12 protein-coding genes are annotated in these 15,199 nt (G+C 54.8%); 2 read left to right on the forward strand and 10 right to left on the reverse strand.

From position 1 onward, the window contains the following. Window positions 1–579: a 4'-phosphopantetheinyl transferase AcpT gene (acpT, locus tag NNO03_RS02370; RefSeq protein WP_271441299.1), complete on the forward strand. Its 579-nt coding sequence runs from the start codon at window positions 1–3 to the stop codon at window positions 577–579. Between the two features lie 49 nt (window positions 580–628). Continuing rightward, window positions 629–1,030: a nickel-responsive transcriptional regulator NikR gene (nikR, locus tag NNO03_RS02375; RefSeq protein WP_005121550.1), complete on the forward strand. Its 402-nt coding sequence runs from the start codon at window positions 629–631 to the stop codon at window positions 1,028–1,030. 83 nt (window positions 1,031–1,113) lie between these two features. Here nikR and NNO03_RS02380 read toward each other — a convergent pair whose 3' ends face one another. The 10 genes from NNO03_RS02380 to NNO03_RS02425 all read right to left on the reverse strand — a co-directional run bounded on the left by NNO03_RS02380 (window position 1,114) and on the right by NNO03_RS02425 (window position 14,780). Beyond that, on the reverse strand, window positions 1,114–2,238 hold the full coding sequence (locus NNO03_RS02380; RefSeq protein ID WP_137381997.1) for an ABC transporter permease: 1,125 nt from the start codon (window positions 2,236–2,238) through the stop codon (window positions 1,114–1,116). Continuing rightward, window positions 2,238–4,985 (reverse strand): ribosome-associated ATPase/putative transporter RbbA, encoded by a 2,748-nt coding sequence (rbbA, locus tag NNO03_RS02385; protein WP_271448699.1) that lies wholly within the window; start codon window positions 4,983–4,985, stop codon window positions 2,238–2,240. The genes NNO03_RS02380 and rbbA overlap by 1 nt, the downstream gene beginning before the upstream one ends. Further along, on the reverse strand, window positions 4,982–6,049 hold the full coding sequence (locus NNO03_RS02390; protein WP_202037506.1) for an HlyD family secretion protein: 1,068 nt from the start codon (window positions 6,047–6,049) through the stop codon (window positions 4,982–4,984). Before NNO03_RS02390 ends, rbbA begins: the two co-directional genes overlap by 4 nt. Before the next feature lie 362 nt (window positions 6,050–6,411). Next, window positions 6,412–7,578: an iron-containing alcohol dehydrogenase gene (locus NNO03_RS02395; protein ID WP_271448700.1), complete on the reverse strand. Its 1,167-nt coding sequence runs from the start codon at window positions 7,576–7,578 to the stop codon at window positions 6,412–6,414. 33 nt (window positions 7,579–7,611) lie between these two features. Continuing rightward, a complete protein-coding gene (locus NNO03_RS02400; protein ID WP_271441295.1) occupies window positions 7,612–7,926 on the reverse strand; it encodes a putative quinol monooxygenase in 315 nt (104 codons plus the stop codon). An 18-nt stretch (window positions 7,927–7,944) separates the two neighbouring features. Next, window positions 7,945–8,520: a glycerol-3-phosphate responsive antiterminator gene (locus NNO03_RS02405; protein ID WP_271448701.1), complete on the reverse strand. Its 576-nt coding sequence runs from the start codon at window positions 8,518–8,520 to the stop codon at window positions 7,945–7,947. Beyond that, window positions 8,520–10,076: an FAD-binding oxidoreductase gene (locus NNO03_RS02410; RefSeq protein ID WP_271448702.1), complete on the reverse strand. Its 1,557-nt coding sequence runs from the start codon at window positions 10,074–10,076 to the stop codon at window positions 8,520–8,522. Before NNO03_RS02410 ends, NNO03_RS02405 begins: the two co-directional genes overlap by 1 nt. Next, the gene (locus NNO03_RS02415; protein WP_271448703.1) at window positions 10,073–11,752 is read right to left on the reverse strand and encodes a glycerol-3-phosphate dehydrogenase/oxidase; all 1,680 of its coding nucleotides are present in this window, start codon (window positions 11,750–11,752) and stop codon (window positions 10,073–10,075) included. Before NNO03_RS02415 ends, NNO03_RS02410 begins: the two co-directional genes overlap by 4 nt. After that, the gene (locus NNO03_RS02420) at window positions 11,749–13,293 is read right to left on the reverse strand and encodes an FGGY family carbohydrate kinase (protein ID WP_271448704.1); all 1,545 of its coding nucleotides are present in this window, start codon (window positions 13,291–13,293) and stop codon (window positions 11,749–11,751) included. The genes NNO03_RS02415 and NNO03_RS02420 overlap by 4 nt, the downstream gene beginning before the upstream one ends. Next, a complete protein-coding gene (locus NNO03_RS02425; protein WP_333908914.1) occupies window positions 13,290–14,780 on the reverse strand; it encodes an MFS transporter in 1,491 nt (496 codons plus the stop codon). Before NNO03_RS02425 ends, NNO03_RS02420 begins: the two co-directional genes overlap by 4 nt. Window positions 14,781–15,199 lie beyond the last annotated feature (419 nt).

Genomic DNA, 15,199 nt, shown 5'->3' on the forward strand with positions numbered 1-15,199 from the left:
ATGTACCGGATCGTTCTAGGGAAAGTTTCTGATTTAAGCACCGGCGTACTGCCTCATGCGCTCTATGAGCAGGCACCGCAGGGTGCTCGCCGCGCACGCTGGCTGGCGGGCCGCGTGCTGCTTTCCCATGCCCTTTCGCCATTGCCTGATATCGTCTACGGCGAGCAAGGAAAACCGGCCTTTTCAGCCGACACGCCGCTGTGGTTCAATCTTAGCCACAGCGGTGATGACATTGCTCTGCTGCTTAGCGACGAAGGGGAAGTGGGCTGCGATATTGAAGTCGTGCGCCCGCGCGAAAACTGGAAGACACTGGCAAATACGGTGTTCAGTCTCGGGGAACATGCCGAAATCGAAGCAGAACATCCGGAACACCAACTGGCGGCTTTCTGGCGCATCTGGACGCGCAAAGAAGCCATCGTTAAGCAGCGTGGCGGCAGCGCCTGGCAAATTGTCAGCGTCGATAGCACTACGCTGACAACCTCGCTCTCCGTTAGCCAGTGCCAGCTCGACACCCTGAGTCTGGCCGTGTGCACGCCAACGCCATTTACCCTGACAGCCGACGCCGTGCAGAGGCTGTAACTCCCGCATTCCCTGTGCGCCGACGCGCGACATGAAAGGTTAACTGCAGATGCAACGAGTCACCATTACTCTCGATGACGATTTACTGGAAACGCTGGATAGCCTGAGCCAGCGCCGTGGTTACAACAACCGTTCTGAAGCGATTCGCGATATTTTGCGTGGTGCACTGGCGCAGGAAACGACCCAGGAGCATGGCACTCAGGGCTTCGCGGTACTCTCGTATGTTTATGAACATGAGAAGCGTGATTTGGCCAGCCGCATTGTTTCGACGCAGCACCATCACCATGATTTGTCGGTCGCTACGCTACACGTTCACATCAACCATGACGACTGCCTGGAAATCGCCGTGCTGAAAGGCGATATGGGCGATGTGCAGCATTTTGCCGATGATGTGATTTCCCAGCGCGGCGTACGTCATGGTCATTTGCAGTGCCTGCCGAAAGAAGAGTAATTGCCTGTTTCGTTGCCGGATGGCGGCTGCGCCTTATCCGGCCTACGTAGGCCGGGCAAGCGAAGCGCCCCCGGCAATGATGATTACGCCATCGTGCCAATCGTCTTACGAAAGCGTAACAACGCTATCAGGAAAAACGCGCTGCCAATCGCCAGTAGCGTCAGGAACTGCGGCCAGACGATGCTGAACCCAGCCCCACGATAAAGGATCGCCTGCGCGAGGCTGACAAAGTGGGTGGTCGGCATGGTTAGCATGATGTCCTGCACGGCCTGCGGCATACTTTCACGCGGCGTAGAGCCCCCTGAGAGCATCTGTAACGGCAACAGCACCAGAATCATCAGCAATCCCAGTTGCGGCATCGATCGTGCCAGCGTCCCCATAAAAATACCGATCGAGGTAGTGGCAAACAGGCTCAGCGCCACACCCAGCATAAATAGCGGTATCGAGCCTTCAATCGGCACGCCGAGTACCCCTTTCACCATCAACATCAGCGACAACCCGGAAACGACCAACACCACCAGCCCCATCGACCAGATTTTTGCCATCATGATTTCAAACGGTGTCACCGGCATCACCAGCAGGTGCTCTATCGTCCCGTGCTCACGTTCGCGGATCAGCGCCGACCCGGTGAGCACAATCGCCAGCATGGTAATGTTGTTGATGATCGCCATCACCGCGCCAAAACGGGCAGGTTCCAGATTAGGGTTAAAGCGCATGCGCATTTCCAGCGCCACCGGCGGCTCAGTGTTGTCACGATAACGCGCCACAAAGCTGTTCACTTCACCACTGATGATATTCTGGATATAACTGTTACCAGTAAACGCCTGGCTCATTCGCGTGGCGTCCACGTTAACCTGAATATCCGGCTGTCGTCCTGCCAGCACATCGCGCTGAAAATCAGGCGGAATATTCACAGCAAAGGTATAGCGTCCGGCATCCAGCCCGGCATCCATTTCATCGGCAGTGATCATCTCCGGCGGTAAAAACCACGGGCGATAAAAGCTGTTCACAATGCGGTTCGACAGCTGCGACTGGTCCATATCGGCGATAGCAATCGGCGCAAGATGCAGCGACCCAGGCAGCACCGTCGCAGAAGAGTAAACCGATACCGTGAAGGCGAAGACAATCAGCGTCAGCATCGCTTTGTCGCCCAGCAGGCTGCGCAACTCTTTGATACCAAGATTATAAATATTGCGTAATCGGCGCATCACCCCTCCTGTTTTTTCAGCAGTAACACGCTCAGACCGATCACCACCGGAATGGCGATTGCCAGCGGGATAAACAGCTGCCACAGATCCATCAGATCCAACGCTTTAGAGAACGTTCCACGCGCGATGGTCAGAAAATGACTGGTCGGGTAAATTTCACCAATCCACCGGCCCGGCCCTTCCAGCGAAGCCACCGGGTCGATCATCCCGGAAAACTGCGTTGCCGGGATCAGCGTGATAATCGCGGTACCAAAAATGGCGGCGATCTGGCTTTTCATAAACGTGGAGATGAGCAGCCCCAGTCCGGTAGCAATGGTGACGTACAGCAGCGCGGCCAGCGTCAGGGTTAAAAAACTCCCCTTATGCGGCACACCGAACACAAACACCGACAACGCGCACAGCAGCAGAAAGTTAAGCATCCCCAGCACGATGTACGGCAACTGTTTGCCGAGTAAAAACTCACTGCGGGTCGTGGGGGTAACGTACAGATTGATAATCGATCCCAGCTCTTTTTCGCGCACCACGCTGAGTGCGCTGAGCATGGAAGGGATCATCATCAACAGCAGCGGGATCACCGCCGGAACAATCGCCGGCAGGCTCTTCACATCCGGGTTATAGCGATAACGCGTCTCGATGGTCATCAGCCCGTTTTTCCCACTGGCATTGGGCTGACGCGCCATCACATCCTGCAACCAGGTCTGGTGCATGGCCTGTACGTAACCCCTTACCGTTTCGGCCCGGCTCGGCATCGCGCCATCAACCCAGACGCCAATCTTCACCGACGTGCCACGCGCAATATCGCGGCCAAAGTTAGGTGGAATTTCTATCGCCACCGCCACTTCGCCCGAACGCATTCGCTTGTCCAGCTCGTCATAGCTGGTAAGCGGCGGCTGCTCGATAAAATAGCGCGATCCCGCCAGATTCAGCGTCCACGCCTGGCTGCTGACGGTCTGGTCACGGTCGAGTACGGAGAAACGCAGATTTTCCACGTCCATGCTGATGCCGTAGCCCATGATCAGCATCAGAATCACCGTCCCCATCAGCGCCAGCGTTGAACGCACCGGGTCCCGCCGCAGCTCCAGCGCTTCACGCCGGCTGTAGCTGAACAAGCGCCGCAGGCTAAAGCCCTGGCGCGGCGGCTGACTGTTTTCATGCACGACCGGAACATTGGCTGGCGGTAACTGAGCTTCCGGTGCCGGGCCTGCGGCTTCCTGTAGCCAGGAAATAAACGCCTCTTCCAGGTTGGCTGCGCCGCGTTGTTTCACCAGCTCCTGCGGCGTACCGCTGGCGAGCACTTTTCCGGCGTGCATCAGCGACATCCGGTCGCAGCGCTCCGCTTCGTTCATAAAGTGGGTGGAGATAAAAATAGTGACTTTATCCTGCCGCGACAGATCGACCATCAGTTGCCAGAACATATCTCTCGCCACCGGATCAACCCCGGAAGTCGGTTCGTCGAGAATCAACATTTCCGGGCGATGAATCACCGCCACGGCCAGCGACAGGCGCTGACGAATCCCCAGCGGTAAGGCGCCAGGCAGCACGTCTTCAACATCGGTCAGCGAAAAGCGTTCGCTCATCTCCTGCACCCGCCCAGGGATTTCCGCTTCGGGGATATGGAACAGCCGTGCATGAAGCTCAAGGTTTTGCCGCACGGTCAGTTCGCTGTAGAGCGAAAACGCCTGCGACATATAGCCCACCCGACGGCGGGTATCGATATTTTTCGGGTCAACTGCTTGCCCAAACAGCCACGCCTCACCTTCGCTTGCGGGCAGCAGTCCGGTGAGCATCTTCATGGTGGTGGATTTACCGCAGCCGTTGGAGCCGAGAAAGCCGAAGATCTCCCCGCGGGGAATGCGAAAGTTAACGTGGTCAACGGCGACGAACTTGCCGAAGCGCATGGTCAGATCTTTCGCCTCAATGGCGACCTCTTCCTGCTCGGCGTGATAAGGCGGGATCACGACCGGCTTGTGCGCCTGACGCTGCGCTTGCGGTAACAGCGCGATAAACGCCTGCTCCAGCGTGGCGCTGTTCGTTTTTTCGCGCAACTGCTGCGCGCTGCCGGTGGCTAATACCTCACCCGCGTTCATCGCCACCAGCCAGTCAAAGCGCTCGGCTTCTTCCATATAGGCGGTGGCAACCAGCACGCTCATATTGGTCTGACGCTGGCGAATGCTGTTAATCAGATCCCAGAACTGGGCACGTGACAGCGGGTCTACCCCAGTGGTGGGTTCATCAAGAATGAGCAATTCCGGGTCGTGGATTAACGCACAGCACAGCCCCAACTTTTGTTTCATCCCGCCCGAGAGCTTCCCGGCTGGGCGGTCGCGAAACGGCGCCAGCCCGGTGCTGTTCAGCAGTTCGGTAATACGCGCTTCACGCTCCGCTTTGTCATGACCAAACAGCCGGGCAAAGAAGTCAACGTTCTCATACACCGACAGCGTGTGGTACAGGTTTTTACCCAACCCTTGCGGCATCCAGGCAATACGCGGGCAGACATCACGACGATGCTTCGGGTCGCGCATGTCGCCACCCAGCACCATCACGTTACCCTGTTCAATCACCCGCGCACCGGAAATAAGCGACAGCAGGCTCGATTTTCCGACGCCATCCGGGCCAATCAGCCCCACCATACAGCGGGCGGGGATATCCAGCGTGATATTGTTCAGCGCGACCGTTGTCCCGTAATGCTGACTCACGCCGTCAAGGTGCGCCACGGGAGGAACGGGAACCAGCGCCAGATGCGTCATTGCGGCAACCTCACCACCAGGGAGTCAGGCCAGGCGCGACTTTCATCCAGACGCACCCAGGCCATGCCCGGCAGACCGGTTTTCACGTACTCCAGGTGCTGCTGTAACAGCTCCGGTGGGATACGCGCTTTCACGCGGAACATCAGCTTTAGCCGCTCATCACTGGTTTCAACCGTTTTCGGCGTAAACTGCGCGACGCTGGCGACAAAGCTGATGGTCGCCGGAATACGCAGATCCGGCGCGGCATCCAGCACCAGTCGCGCTTCACCGCCAATCTTCAGCAGACCAGCCTGTTCGGTCGGCAAGAAGAATGTCATGTAGACATCGCTGAGATCGACCATATTCAACACGCGCCCGCCAGCTGACAGCACTTCGCCCGGTTCAGCCACACGGTACTGCACGCGACCATCGCGCGGAGCTTTAAGCTCGCTGTCATCGATATCTGCCGCAATGCGTCGTTCGGTGGCCTGTGCAGCTTCGACCCGGGTTTGCGCCTGGATGATACTGGTGCGGGCGGCTTCAATCGCCGCTTTCGCGGCAGAGACCTGCGCCTTTGCCGATTCCAGCGCAGCACGCGCACTTTCAGCGGCGGCGCGGTCGTCATCCAGTTGCTGCTCAGACACCGCACCACGCTGGGACAGTGAACGGGAGCGCACGTGGCGTTTAGAGACCGACTGCAACTCTGCTTCACGCTGTTTGACTACCGACTGCGCAGCGCGCATTTCACTTTGCCGTTGTTCCAGCAGCGCCCGTGCCGCCGCCACCGCACTTTCCGCTTCTTTGATTTGCGCGACCGCTTCCAGTCGCTGCTCGTGCAGCACGCGGGTATCCATTTTCGCCAGCACCTCGCCCTGACGGACAAACTGCCCTTCCGACACGAGGATCGTATCAATACGCCCGGCAATTTTGGTGGCGATATCCACTTCAGTGGCTTCAATTCGGCCATTGCTGGCTGCAAACCCTTCAGGTATCCCCGCAGGACGTAGCATCCACCATGCTATCGCGGCCACCACCACCAGGATGCCCGCACCCCACCACACCAAATGACGCTTAAACTTATCCATATTCGACCCGCCGTAATCCCTGTTATCAAACGATGCGTGTCACAAAACCCACTGAACCGCTATTCAGTGAGAGATTCCATCCGGGATGAGAAGGAATGAAAAACGATGGCCAAAGAGCGGACAGGCGTTAAGGCAACGCTTACCGCGAAGGAAGTGAATGACGAAAATGCTGTGAAATCGGGTAGTAATGTTGTCATCATCAGCGTTCCTGGCCGGAAATGAAACACGCATACTCATAACTGCTATCTATTGAATACTAACACCTGGATTCGATATGTCTATTCGGTTGTTCTCGCGATGTCATCGGCCAAAACAGTGTCCGGCAATCCGCTCGCCGGACAAGCTTCTGGCGAGTGTTCTGTTTAAAACGCGTGTTGGTATAGCCGCAACGCATCGTCTGCAGTGAGCGGAACAGGGTTGTTATCCAGAAGACGGGTCTGCTGCATGGCATCCTGAGCCAATATCGCCAGCGTTTCAGCAGGGATATCGACATCGCGCAGCCTTTTCGGTGCACCAGATTCAGCAATAATGCGTACCATCGCAGCAATAAATACCGCGGCATCTTTCTCCGTATCCCCCGACACCTCCTCGCCAATGACAGCAGCCAACTCGGCATAGTACGGCGCAGCGACTGGCGCATTAAACTGCAGCACCGGAATCAGCATCAGCGCATTCGACAAACCATGTGGAATATGATGGCGAGCCCCCAATGGATATGCCAACGCATGCACCGCCCCCACGGGAGAGTTGGCGAAAGCCTGACCTGCCAGCATTGCCCCCAACAACACACTCTCTCTGGCTTCCCGATTGTGGCCATCACGGCAGGCCGTCACCAGATGGCGGCTAATTAAGCGTAATGCTTCCCGTGCCAGCGCATCCGAAATCGGGTTCTTCTTATGTTTACCGGTATAAGCCTCAATGGCATGAACCATCGCGTCGATGCCAGCCGCCGCTGTATGAACCGGAGGAAGTCCAAGCGTCAATTGCGCATCCAGCAGCACCAGGTCGCCATATAGCTGTGGTGCGACAATCCCCATTTTGCTGTCATCATTGGTCGTCAAAATCGAAATATTAGTGACTTCTGATCCCGTCCCTGCCGTGGTAGGGATGTTAATCAACGGCAGACGCTGCCCAGACACTTTGCCAATACCGTAAAGCGCCTGCAGATCTTGCTCTGAGTGGATTAACACGGCCACCAGCTTCGCGACATCCAGCGAGGAGCCGCCGCCCAGACCAATGACCATGTCGCAATGGTCATCACGAGCAACCTGTAAAGCTTCCCGGACAAGACGTTCCTGCGGATCGGGTTGGACCCGATCATAGACCGTCACCTGAAACCCTGCCGCTTGCAGGCTATGCAAAACAGGCGGCAGAATCCCGGCTTTGACCAGTCCGGGGTCGGTCACCAACAACACGCGACGCGCGCTAAATCGCGGCTGAATAATCTCCCCTGCTCGTGATGCTCCCGCCCACTCGACGATAATTTCCGGTACAGTTGAAAACGTAAAATCCTTCATGACAGTGTTCATTGATGTACTCCTGGTAGTAAAAATGACCAGCTTTTAACTACGCGGTGCATCGGCATGAGTGAGAAAGCTTTTCACCTCTTTACGCTCAAGCAACGGGTTGATAATCCCAACGCCAATACGTTGAAAATGCTCCGTTTGTCGGTGAATTTCGAGACCTTGTGCGCAACGATAAGTCTCAATAATCACAAAGCGATCGCCGTCTTCCGTGGAACGGAAAAACTCATAGGTGATGTTTTCAGGCTCCTGACGCGAGGCATCCGCAAGCAGTCTGAGCGCATCATTGACCTTGTCCCCCATTCCCTGACGAGAAAAATAATGTGCAATAACAAAAAGTTGTGAATTCTCCATAGTCGGGCTCCCGGTGTTCTAACGGTGAAGGTCTATATCCCATAATGCGCTATCACTGCTCGAAACTGCTATCGCGCCGTGTAACAGCGCCGTTTGAGCATGTTCCTCGTTACAGACGAAGCCTGATGCCACTATCGGCGGCAACACATTACGGTCAGCCTGTGAGAGTAACGGCAACATCTGCGCAGGCATCAGTTGCACGTAATCGGGTTCGCTTTGTTCTACGGCTTTCAGGCTACGTAACCAGGTGGAACGGTCGGTGACAAAGATTTTCTGCATCGTCACCAGTCCACACTTTTTCGCACGCTGCACGGTTTGTAAACGCGTCGAAAGCAACCCCATCGCTCCCGTTTCGGCCACATAATCAATGCCGCCCTTATCCTGGGACAGCCCATTGCAGCTGTCGATATTCACGATGACGTACTTCCCCGCCTTCGACAGCAGTTCTATCACCGGATGGAGCTTAATCAGGTCAATATTGGCAATAATGCAGACTTCTGCCTTGCTGGACAGCGCGGTTTTCAATTGCTCAATACCGTAAATCGCCATGATGACGGGCTGGCGTGCCAGGAGCACGCCAAGATTTTTGATCATTATTGACCTGCCTGATGTGAAGGAAGATCGACGCTTAACCCCAGTTTGCCAGGGTTAAGGATGTTTTTCGGATCCAGCGCGTATTTGATATCCGCCAGAACGGAAAGCGATTCGCCTAAAGAAGCCTGCATATAAGGCGAACGCAGGAGACCAACACCATGATGGTGGCTAAGGGAGGTGTTGTGCTTAATTAGCACCGCATTCGCTGCATCCCATGCTGCACGGTACCAGGCCGCACGTTGCTCAATCGCCACATCACCGCGCAATGAGAAATAGAGGCATGCGCCGTCAATGTAGGCGTGAGACTGATGCGCCGAACCGGCCAGCGTGCCGGGTACGGCGTTAATCGCAGCCACCACATCATCATACACGTCGCTCAGATCGCGCCAACGTCCCACCATTTCCAGTGTATCCGCCACCAGACCCGGGCTCTTTTTAAAGCCTTCAGCACTTTTTCCGGTCAGATATCGGGTGTCCAGCCAGCGTTCAAAAATAGCCTCGCCGTCGAGTTGTTGTCCGCTGCGCTGGCACACGCGTTCGCTGATAGCCAGTACCGCATCGACAATCTCAGGCTCCCCCTCATCCGCAATCAACAGGACATTGGTCTCTGGTAAACCAAACTGCACGCCGCTTTCCAGGTTATCGTACAGGCGCAACGCTGCGGGGTTCGCGCCATGCTGTAAAATTTCACGGCATGCCTCCAGTCCACTGGCGAAGCTGGAGAATCCCCAGGCGATGGCACGGCCATAATCCGGCAGACGATGTAGCTTCAAACGCACACGCACAATCACGCCCAGCGTGCCTTCCGAACCGATAAACATTTGCTGTAAATCAGGCCCGATAGCGCTGCGTGCATAGCCGCCAACGGTGATTAAGCGCCCATCGGCCAGCACCACATCCATACCAAAAACCATATCTTCAATTTTGCCGTAGCGGGTCGACAACTGTCCCGCGCCACGACAGGCCACCCAACCGCCCACGGTACTGATACCAAACGATGACGGCCAGTGGCCCATCGTCATGCCGTACTCTTTTTGGATAGTTTGTTCAAAAATATCGCCGAACATGCCGGCTTCAACGTCAACAATCTGGCTTTGTGGATCGAAGTCGATAAGTTTGTTGAGTTCGCAAACATCCAGTACGATGCCCCCCCGCAACGGCAATGCGGCACCAGTGACGTTACTGCGCCCGGCGGAAACCGTAACTGGGATTGCCAACGCATTCGCCAGACGCATCACATCCTGAATTTGTTCTACCGTAGAGACACGTACAATCGCCCCTTTTGACGTAGCCGGTGCACCCTGGGTTTCCGCAATCATCGATCCGGCCCACCAGTCGCGGGTCCAGGTAATCACATCAGACTCCGACGTCAGCACCTCATCTGCAATGACCCGCAGTCGATCAAACGTTGCCTCGCTCATCACTACCGGATCAATCTGCATCCCTTTCGCGCCACCGCTGCTTTTGATATCCGTCGCCCATGCCGGGCGTGTGTGTGCACCTACCGTATAATTTCCACGGTTGTAACCGCGTTTAATCGCTTCTTTACTGATCATTCGGATGTCCCCATAAGTGTTGATTTTTCATGTTTAATTGCCGCCCGATAGCTGGCTACCTGCCGGGCCACCTGTTCAGGCTGAAGCTTGAGCTCTTGTTGCAGAATTGCCCCCACGCGTTCCGCAGCATTCGCTGACGCATCACGAGCCATCAGACGGGCACGAATTCGGCGCGATAACACATCATCAATGGTACTGGCGAGTTCATGGCGCACGGCATACACCACCTCCGCTTCGGTATAGGGGAGACCTTCCACAATTGGCTTTGCCAGTAAGGGATTGGACTGGATAAGGTCACTGACAAAATGCGCTTCAGTCCCGTAGCGCTCCCCCAGGTGCGCAGACAAACCGCCCGATGCCAGAATCGCCTGCGGGTCATAGCCCGCCGCCCCCAGCAACCAGGCGGTTTTGGTTGAGCAGGCCTTTTTACGGCCGAGTATTTTGCTGGCGGCATCGATGGTCTCTTCTGCCATATGACGTGATGTCGTCAGTTTGCCGCCGACAATCGTAATCAGACCATCTGCCGCAACCGTGATTTCATGATTACGTTTCATCTCAACGGTCTTGCCTCCCGCCGTCCCCACAAGAGGGCGGCAACCGGCGATACTTCCCACCACGTCTTCCGGGCGGAGATCGGTTTTCAATGCCGAATTCGCCCCTTCCAGCAGAAAGTCCAGTTCAGCGCGATTGCAGTGAACATCATTGAGATCGCCCTGATAATCTTCATCCGTGGTACCCAAATAGGAAACGTTGCCCCAACGGGTGATCGTCGCACGGCGACTGCGCCCGGCAACCGGGATCGTCACAGTGCAATCATTGCGGATCTTCATCCACGGAATAGCAACATGTACCCCCTTGGCAGGACGGATATTCAGCGGCGATGCATCACCTTTTTTCAGTCCATTCCAGTCACGCAGCCAGACGCCCGTCGCCATGATGACAACCCGCGCATTGACCTGAATTTCTCTGCCATCGGCATAAACGATGGCCCCATTCACTTTGCCGTGCCGGTCACGCGTGGTTTCGATGACTTCCGCGTGGTTGGTCACCGCCGCGCCATGAAACGCCGCCGTGCGCACCAATGCCAACGTCAGTCGGGCATCGTCGACGCGGGCATCGAAATACATAAAACCACCGGATAGCTGTTCTTCTTTGAGCGTCGGGCAATGCGACAGCACTTCCGCAGGGGTCAATTTTTGGTGAAGGATGCCTTCCCGCCATCCTCCTGCAAGGTCGTAGGTCCAGAGCAGGCTTTCAAATGCAGCGGACATCCGCTTGTCGAATACGCCATTTTTATCGAGCACCGGGAATAAAAAGGGTAACCGTTGCACCAGATGACGGGCATTCCTCCGCATACGCTGGCGTTCGAGTAAAGAGTGGCGAACCAGTCCCAGATTTCCTTGTTCGATATAGCGCAGACCGCCGTGTACCATTTTCGATGACTTTGATGAAGTGCCTGAGGCAAAGTCACTTTTCTCAATCAGCGCCACCCGGTAGCCACGCAGGCTGGCATCCAACGCCGCGTAGGCTCCGGTTACACCACCACCGACAATCAGAATGTCGTAGGTGTCGCTTTCCAGTCGATCCAGTTGTTCAGCACGCTGGAGACGTAATGGCTCTGCACCGTACATCTCACTACAGGTTTTGTTGGGCTTTCGCGAAGGGAAAAACTTCATGAGTAAGTATGCTCCTGATTAGCTGAGGTGAGGCTGTCGGCGGCTTCCATTTCGAGTGCAATACGCATCGCCCAGCGATTAATTTTTTGTTCGCGGAGGTCATGACTGATTTTTGGCTCAAATAGCCGCGCGGTTTTTAGCATGGCGCAGGCATCCGACAGCGAGTCCCACAGCAGCCCATCGGCACCGGCCAAAAACGCAACGCCACGTAAGCTTGCCCGCGCCGTTTCGGCCATTCGCCGCACGGGAATACCGCTAAGATCGGCCTGGATTTGCAATAACGTATCGCTATTTGATAACCCTCCCCCGACCACCAACTCTTTTGTGGGGATCCCAGTTGCCGCTTCATTTGCGCGAATACAGGCCGCGACCGAATGCGCAATCCCTTCCAGAATCGCGTAGGCCACCTGCGAGCGCGTGGTCGAGATTGAGATACCGTTCAGGGACGCACGGGCATGAGGCTGGAGATGGGGTACGCGTAGCCCCGTTAGCGCCGGAATAAAACTTACGCCACCCGCGTCGCTGGCCTGCGCGGCCAGCTCGCTGATGTGTTCAGGTGAGTCAAACCAATGCAGTTTTTCGCACACCCAGTTGAGCGCCGAACCGGTAGTGGGGACAAAGGTTTCGACAGAGAAATGCGAAAGCCCTTTTTGGCGGCGCGCCGTCATGGTGAGCGTACTTTCACAGCCCTTTTGCAATGTTGGTACCGTTGGCCCCATCATTAAATCAACAAAGCTGCCAGTGCCATGCATACAAAAAGCCTGCCCTCGCTCGGTACACCCCAGCCCAATTGCCCCTGCAAACTGATCCCCTGCACAGGCCAGGATTGGCACGCTAATCCCCAGAATATCTTCACGAGTGGTGCCGAAGTCATCGGCATCGTCATGTAATTCAGGCAACAATGACGCCGGGAAGCCCAGGGTCTGTAGCCATGGCAAATGATAGTGATGCTCTTTGAGGCAATACGCGCCAGCAGAGGTGGCATTTGTCGGTGTGGTGACACTTTTTTTCTCCTGCGCCAAATGCCAAAGCAACCAGCTATCAACGGTACCAAAGACCAGTGTTCCAGCCTGATACGCCTTCGCCACCGCAGGCGTATTGGCAAGATGGTGCGACGCCCAAAGATAAGGAGAGCGTATCCCAACCGGTCGCCCAATCAGCGGTAGCAGTTTTGCATCCCATTCAGGGGCTAGCTGGGCCAGTTCATCGGTGAAGCGCGCATCCTGCCAGACCATCGCCGGAGTTAATGCCTTGCCCGTTTGCGCATCCCACAGCACTGCCGTTGAGCGTTGGGTCGCAATCGCCAGCGCCACAATGCGCATCTTGTTGCATTGCGCGTTAGCTATCGCTTTGCGACAAACCTCAATAGTGGCCTGCAAGACTTCGTCAGCATCTTGTTCCACCACACCATGACGCAGACTACTGACCTGAAGCGGTTGGTATTCCAGGCAGTGAACCTGGCTATTTTGTGCAACAACTGCCGCACGGGTCCCCGATGTACCTTCATCGATAGCCAGGATGACATCTTCGTATTCACTCATTTCGTACTCCTGTTTGATTCTGGGGCCATCGACTCTGGATAAGATGAATGGGGTGATTCGAACTGCGGTGCACCTGGCTCGTTATCCGGCTGAATAGTGGTGCGAGTGGGGTCCCACGGAATAACAAAACAGATAATGCTCGCAAACAGCGGCACGGCAGACATGATCAGGAAGGTCGTTTGCAGGCCATACAAATCACGGAAGACCGGGAAAATAAACAGCCCAAGCGCCGCACCTATTGCCCCGAGCGCACCGACCACGCCGTTCGCGCCAGCCCGCAGTTCACTGCGAAAAGAGAGTGACGACAGGCTTTTCCCGTTTGCACCAGGTCCGCCAGAGTGGCAAAGAATAAACAGTGCAGGGACCAACAAAGAGGCCCAAAGTGGCATAGTGTCACTGAACAGACCCAGCGTGAGTAGCACGAGGAAGGCCACGGCAAAGCCGATCGCCGAGGAGCGACGCAACCCCAGACGGCGGCCAATCGCGGGAGATAAGAAACCGCCGACGATACCGAAAACGTTAAAAAATAGTGAACATAAGGTTGCGTAAACAAAGTTTTTACCAAACATCGCAGCACTAATAACCGGCAAATACCAGCCCACACCGAAATATTGGATCGACTGACAGATTTGAACGGTCGAAGCCAGAATCGTACGTGGTAAATAGACGCCACGAAATATTAACAGCACATTTTTTGCACCTTTTTCAGCCTGCCCAATAACGGGTTTCTGTTCTGCTTTCGGCGCCAGAATAAAATTATCACCGTATATTTTATTCATAGCGTTCACAGCCTCAGAAAGTCGTGATTTTCTCGCCAACCATACCGGGCTTTCTACTAAATAACGGAACTGGAAAAATAGAACGATGAGTCCACATAACGCCGTTACAGCAATAGAATAACGCCAGATGGCATCACCTACATCCCATGAATAAAACATCAGCGCTAATACCAAATTTAAACAAACGGCAACATACCAGACACCCTGCCAGGTGTTTAAACGGCTTTTTAGTTTCACCGGCGTGAACTCTGCCAGCATGGCCATTGCCACAGCAAAGTCCATCCCGTAAGAGACACCAACAAAGAAGCGACCAACGATAATCGTGCTAAAACTGGAGGATGACATCACCAACAAAGCACCAATCACCGCCATTATTTTGGCGATAATCAGCGGTGGTACACGCCCCCAGCGATCGGCAATCCAGCCGCCAATGGGATTAAATAATATGGCAACCCACGATGAAAATGAGGTGAGTAGTGCAACTTCGGTCGCAGTAAGATTTAAATTGCGGGTCATTGGGTTTAATCCAGCACTGAGGGCTGAATTTGAAAAAGCATCAAGAAAAAGACCGCCTAGTGCCAACCACCAAATAACACCAGCTCTGCCACTGATTTTTCCCCTGGCATCGATGCAATTAATAACATCATCTACACCACGGATTTTTATCGGATTTGAGAATGAACATGCGGACATGGCTTTCCCCTTCATAATATTCGGAAGAAGGTCGCCATTAGCTAAAAAAATGCAATAAGAGACCATCTTAATTTCACAGATAGTCTCTTATCTAAAATCTGTATTTTTCCACTCTAGAAGGTAACCCAAAGCGTGTCAAAGCGACTTTTAGTCCCATCGTTGATTCTGTGACATGTAGCTCAAATGTTAATGAAATATTACAAGAAGAGGTCGTTATGAACCCTTTTTCCGTTCTCAGCGGGTGGGATACCACTGTGACTGTACCTGGCCGCTGCGCTGGTTGACTGATTTGCGCTGAACGTTCGCCGTTCTCCCTGTACGACGCTATTGCAATATCCACCCAAAATAGGTGTTGAATACGAAGCTCGTTTTTATCCTAAATTTCACCGCTAACATTAAAAACCTTAAAATTCATAAAGATATGCAAACTCGCA

The organism is Citrobacter sp. Igbk 16 (genome assembly GCF_028069755.1).
In the GTDB taxonomy this organism is placed as follows: Bacteria; Pseudomonadota; Gammaproteobacteria; order Enterobacterales; family Enterobacteriaceae; genus Citrobacter.

Coding starts and splice junctions, on each gene's coding strand:
- acpT (WP_271441299.1), top strand. CDS start 1: ATGTACCGGATCGTTCTAGGGAAAGTTTCTGATTTAAGCACCGGCGTA.
- nikR (WP_005121550.1), top strand. CDS start 629: ATGCAACGAGTCACCATTACTCTCGATGACGATTTACTGGAAACGCTG.
- NNO03_RS02380 (WP_137381997.1), bottom strand. CDS start 2,238: ATGCGCCGATTACGCAATATTTATAATCTTGGTATCAAAGAGTTGCGC.
- rbbA (WP_271448699.1), bottom strand. CDS start 4,985: ATGACGCATCTGGCGCTGGTTCCCGTTCCTCCCGTGGCGCACCTTGAC.
- NNO03_RS02390 (WP_202037506.1), bottom strand. CDS start 6,049: ATGGATAAGTTTAAGCGTCATTTGGTGTGGTGGGGTGCGGGCATCCTG.
- NNO03_RS02395 (WP_271448700.1), bottom strand. CDS start 7,578: ATGAACACTGTCATGAAGGATTTTACGTTTTCAACTGTACCGGAAATT.
- NNO03_RS02400 (WP_271441295.1), bottom strand. CDS start 7,926: ATGGAGAATTCACAACTTTTTGTTATTGCACATTATTTTTCTCGTCAG.
- NNO03_RS02405 (WP_271448701.1), bottom strand. CDS start 8,520: ATGATCAAAAATCTTGGCGTGCTCCTGGCACGCCAGCCCGTCATCATG.
- NNO03_RS02410 (WP_271448702.1), bottom strand. CDS start 10,076: ATGATCAGTAAAGAAGCGATTAAACGCGGTTACAACCGTGGAAATTAT.
- NNO03_RS02415 (WP_271448703.1), bottom strand. CDS start 11,752: ATGAAGTTTTTCCCTTCGCGAAAGCCCAACAAAACCTGTAGTGAGATG.
- NNO03_RS02420 (WP_271448704.1), bottom strand. CDS start 13,293: ATGAGTGAATACGAAGATGTCATCCTGGCTATCGATGAAGGTACATCG.
- NNO03_RS02425 (WP_333908914.1), bottom strand. CDS start 14,780: ATGAAGGGGAAAGCCATGTCCGCATGTTCATTCTCAAATCCGATAAAA.